Raw genomic sequence first — 4,015 nt, 5'->3', positions numbered from 1 at the left:
AAAGTTTTACGTACTTTAACTGAATCAACCTATGAAATTCAGCCTCAGCAAAGTCATTATGAATCTCTCGAAGTAGATGAGTTCTGGAATTTTGTTGGAAATAAAAAGAATAAACAATGGCTTATTTACGCCTATCATCGAGAAACAGGTGAAATTGTTGCTTATGTTTGGGGTAAACGAGATTTAGCTACAGTCTAACAATTGAAGACAAAGCTTAAACAATTAGATATTCACTACACCCGAATTGCAAGTGATCATTGGGACAGTTTCATCACTGCTTTTAAAAATGGTAAGCAAAGTATTGGTAAATTTTTTACTGTAGGTATTGAAGGCAATAATTGCAAAATAAGGCATAGAATTAGGCGTAGCTTCAGAAGAAGCTGTAATTTTTCAAAAAAGCTTGAAAACCATTTTAAAGCTTTTGATTTAGCCTTCTTTTCTTTTACATCAATAATGGCTTCATTTAAAGGCAGCATACTTTTTGAAGCACCACCAAAATTTTATGTTAAGTAGAGACTAAAAATGCCCTTGATTAAGGGCTTACAAGGGCATTTTGTATAAGGTGTATTATGTTAATTTTAGAATTTCTTCATTAGAGAGATGGATCCGTAAATTTGAACAACTCCTATAAGTGATATTCTGCTCCTCAAATGATGTTATAAACATCAATATATGGAGTATTTTATGGCACGTAGACCAAGAAGAAATCATTCAAATGATTTTAAAGCTAAGGTAGCACTTGCTGCGATTAAAGCAGAAAAAACACTTGCTGAATTGAGTGCTGAGTTTGATGTTCATCAAAACCAAATTATTGACTGGAAAAATCAATTGATCTCAGCTTCCTCGCAAGCTTTCGATCAATCAAAAGCTCCAACAGAACCACCCATCGATCTAAAAAAACTACATGCAAAAATCGGTGAGCAGGCATTAGAAATTGATTTTTTAGAAGGTGTGTTGAAGAAACTGGGCCGCTTCAACCACAAAAGTTAATCGACGACTCACTTCAGATTTCAGTATCTAAGCAAGCTAAGCTGCTGAAAGTCTCCCGTGGTTGTTATTACTATCGCCCAAAACCTGTGAGTGCATCAGATCTGAAGCTGATGCGATGTATTGATGAATTACATATGCAATATCCTTTTGCAGGCAGTCGTATGATGCGTGATTTGTTGAATCGTCAAGGACATCATATAGGACGACGTCATACACGTACTTTAATGAAGAAAATGGGTATTCAGGCGTTATATTGCAAACCAAATTTAAGCCAGGCTAATCAAGCTCACCGTAAATATCCATATCTGCTCAAAGGGTTGGCTATTCAGCGCAGTAATCAAGTGTGGTCTACGGATATAACGTATATCCCTATGGCAAAAGGCTTTGTTTATTTATGTGCTGTGATTGATTGGCATAGCCGCAAGGTACTTGCGCATAGGGTATCGATTAGTATGGAGGTGGATTTTTGTATTTCGGCTTTAAATGAAGCGATTGAAAAATATGGTCGACCTGAAATATTTAATACAGACCAAGGCAGCCAGTTTACCAGTGATGCATTTATTGATGTATTGAAATCAAATGGCATTCAAATCAGTATGGATGGTAAAGGTCGATGGGTAGATAATGTGATGGTTGAACGATTATGGCGGAGCGTTAAATATGAAGAGGTGTATCTCCTTATAGCAGTGTCACAGATGCGAAAAAGCAATTAAGTGCATATTTTGAGTTTTATAATTTGAAACGACCTCATTCGAGTCTAGACAAAATGACACCAAATGAGTTTTACTATGATCAGCTACCCCAACAAAACAAGGTGGCTTAACTAGAGCGGAATATCACTTATAAATACGCTTTTAGTTGTTCAAACAAGTGGGACCACCTCTATATCTCGATAGGTATAGTAGAGTGATATCTCGATAGGTATAGTGTTTTGCAGTTTAGAGGAGATATCGCGATGCATACGCGGAAGGCAATAACGGAGGCGCTTCAAAAACTCGGAGTCCAAACCGGTGACCTCTTGATGGTGCATGCCTCACTTAAAGCGATTGGTCCGGTCGAAGGAGGAGCGGAGACGGTCGTTGCCGCGTTACGCTCCGCGGTTGGGCCGACTGGCACTGTGATGGGATACGCGTCGTGGGACCGATCACCCTACGAGGAGACTCTGAATGGCGCTCGGCTGGATGACGAAGCCCGCCGTACCTGGCTGCCGTTCGATCCCGCAACAGCCGGGACTTACCGTGGGTTCGGCCTGCTGAATCAATTTCTGGTTCAAGCCCCCGGCGCGCGGCGCAGCGCGCACCCCGATGCATCGATGGTCGCGGTTGGTCCGCTGGCTGAAACGCTGACGGAGCCTCACGAACTCGGTCACGCCTTGGGGGAAGGATCGCCCGTCGAGCGGTTCGTTCGCCTTGGCGGGAAGGCCCTGCTGTTGGGTGCGCCGCTAAACTCCGTTACCGCATTGCACTACGCCGAGGCGGTTGCCGATATCCCCAACAAACGGTGGGTGACGTATGAGATGCCGATGCTTGGAAGAGACGGTGAAGTCGCCTGGAAAACGGCATCGGATTACGATTCAAACGGCATTCTCGATTGCTTTGCTATCGAAGGAAAGCCGGATGCGGTTGAAACTATAGCAAATGCTTACGTGAAGCTCGGTCGCCATCGAGAAGGTGTCGTGGGCTTTGCTCAGTGCTACCTGTTCGACGCGCAGGACATCGTGACGTTCGGCGTCACCTATCTTGAGAAGCATTTCGGAACCACTCCGATCGTGCCTCCGCACGAGGCCGTCGAGCGCTCTTGCGAGCCTTCAGGTTAGAGGCCGTCGACAATGATAATCTGGATCAACGGACCTTTCGGCGCCGGAAAGACGACGCTCGCTAAGCGGCTGCGCGATCGGCGTTCCAAATCGCTGATCTTTGACCCCGAGGAAATCGGGTTCGTGGTGAAAGAAACGGTCCCCATGCCAGCGAGCGGAGACTATCAGGATCTCCCCTTGTGGAGGGGACTTACGATCGCGGCGGTCAGGGAGATTCGAAGGAATTACTCGCAGGACATCATCATCCCAATGACGCTCGTGCACCCGGACTATCTGACTGAGATACTCGACGGGGTAAGGCGGATCGACGATCAGCTGCTGCACATCTTTCTGACGCTCAACGAGGACCTATTGCGTCACCGGATCGCGAACCAGACCATGCATCCTGACCCGAATCGAAATGCGGAGATTCGAGAGTGGCGATTAGCGAATGTCGCCCGATGCTTGGCCGCAAGGGAACGGCTTCCATGCACAACCCGTGTTCTCGATAGTGGTGCACACACCAGCGATGAACTCGCAGCGATGGTGCTCGACGGAATCGATGGGCGCACCTGATCGCCTTCGACGCCTGCGCAAAGCGTAGCGCGAGGGTGGCGGGCTCACGACCAAACGCCCAGAGGTCGATCATCGCAGGGATGTTTGGCTTTGTGGTGCGGACGACGGGACTCGAACCCGTACTCTCACAGAGAAGCAGATTTTCGTACCACCTCGACTTTCGCCGCCGTCTGATGACGTTCGTGGTCTGGACTGTCCCTTCGCCATTGCCCGAAGGCTTTAGGCGCCGCCCGTCCAGTCTCTACACCTTCCCCCGAAGGGGCTTGGCTCGGGATTGGCTTAGGGTATTGCCCGTTAGCGTTCCCCGACTTTGAGCGGTTCTACTCCGCGGATTTCCCCGCGGGCACTCCAATTTTAAAGTCTGCTGCGTCTACCGATTTCGCCACGTCCGCCTTTTTTCGCCGTTCCTAGCGCTCGTGCGATGCACCTATGTTGCACCTAGCGCCGAATCGTTCTTCGTCATCCTGAAAAACCACGTCTCCTAAAGCCTTGCATAGCTTATCTTTTCTCCACCACGAACTTTTTTGGGCACTGTTGCAAATAGTCGGTGGTGATAAACTTATCATCCCCTTTTGCTGATGGAGCTGCACATGAACCCATTCAAAGGCCGGCATTTTCAGCGTGACATCATTCTGTGGGCCGTACGCTGGTACT

General features: G+C 47.4%; 3 protein-coding genes and 2 pseudogenes. 4 read left to right on the top strand and 1 reads right to left on the bottom strand.

Annotated features, from left to right (window positions below):
- From FTU35_RS13060 to FTU35_RS13045, 4 genes and pseudogenes are all read left to right on the top strand, one after another.
- Nucleotides 1-467 (top strand): annotated as a pseudogene (locus FTU35_RS13060) (IS1 family transposase); the annotation flags it as partial.
- Between the two features lie 205 nt (nt 468-672).
- Nucleotides 673-1,813 (top strand): annotated as a pseudogene (locus FTU35_RS13055) (IS3-like element ISAba14 family transposase).
- Between the two features lie 132 nt (nt 1,814-1,945).
- A complete protein-coding gene (gene aac(3)-IId, locus FTU35_RS13050; protein WP_000557454.1) occupies nt 1,946-2,806 on the top strand; it encodes an aminoglycoside N-acetyltransferase AAC(3)-IId in 861 nt (286 codons plus the stop codon).
- A 12-nt stretch (nt 2,807-2,818) separates the two neighbouring features.
- On the top strand, nt 2,819-3,361 hold the full coding sequence (locus FTU35_RS13045; protein ID WP_000587837.1) for an AAA family ATPase: 543 nt from the start codon (nt 2,819-2,821) through the stop codon (nt 3,359-3,361).
- 407 nt (nt 3,362-3,768) lie between these two features.
- Here FTU35_RS13045 and FTU35_RS13585 read toward each other — a convergent pair.
- Nucleotides 3,769-4,015: hypothetical protein (locus FTU35_RS13585; protein WP_206299284.1), on the bottom strand; the 247-nt coding region annotated here is incomplete at its 5' end.

Source organism: Acinetobacter sp. YH12095 (assembly GCF_013419245.1).
Taxonomy (GTDB): Bacteria; Pseudomonadota; Gammaproteobacteria; order Pseudomonadales; family Moraxellaceae; genus Acinetobacter; species Acinetobacter towneri.
The sequence above is the reverse complement of the archived record's forward strand: the minus strand, read 5'-3'. Positions and strand labels throughout refer to the sequence as shown.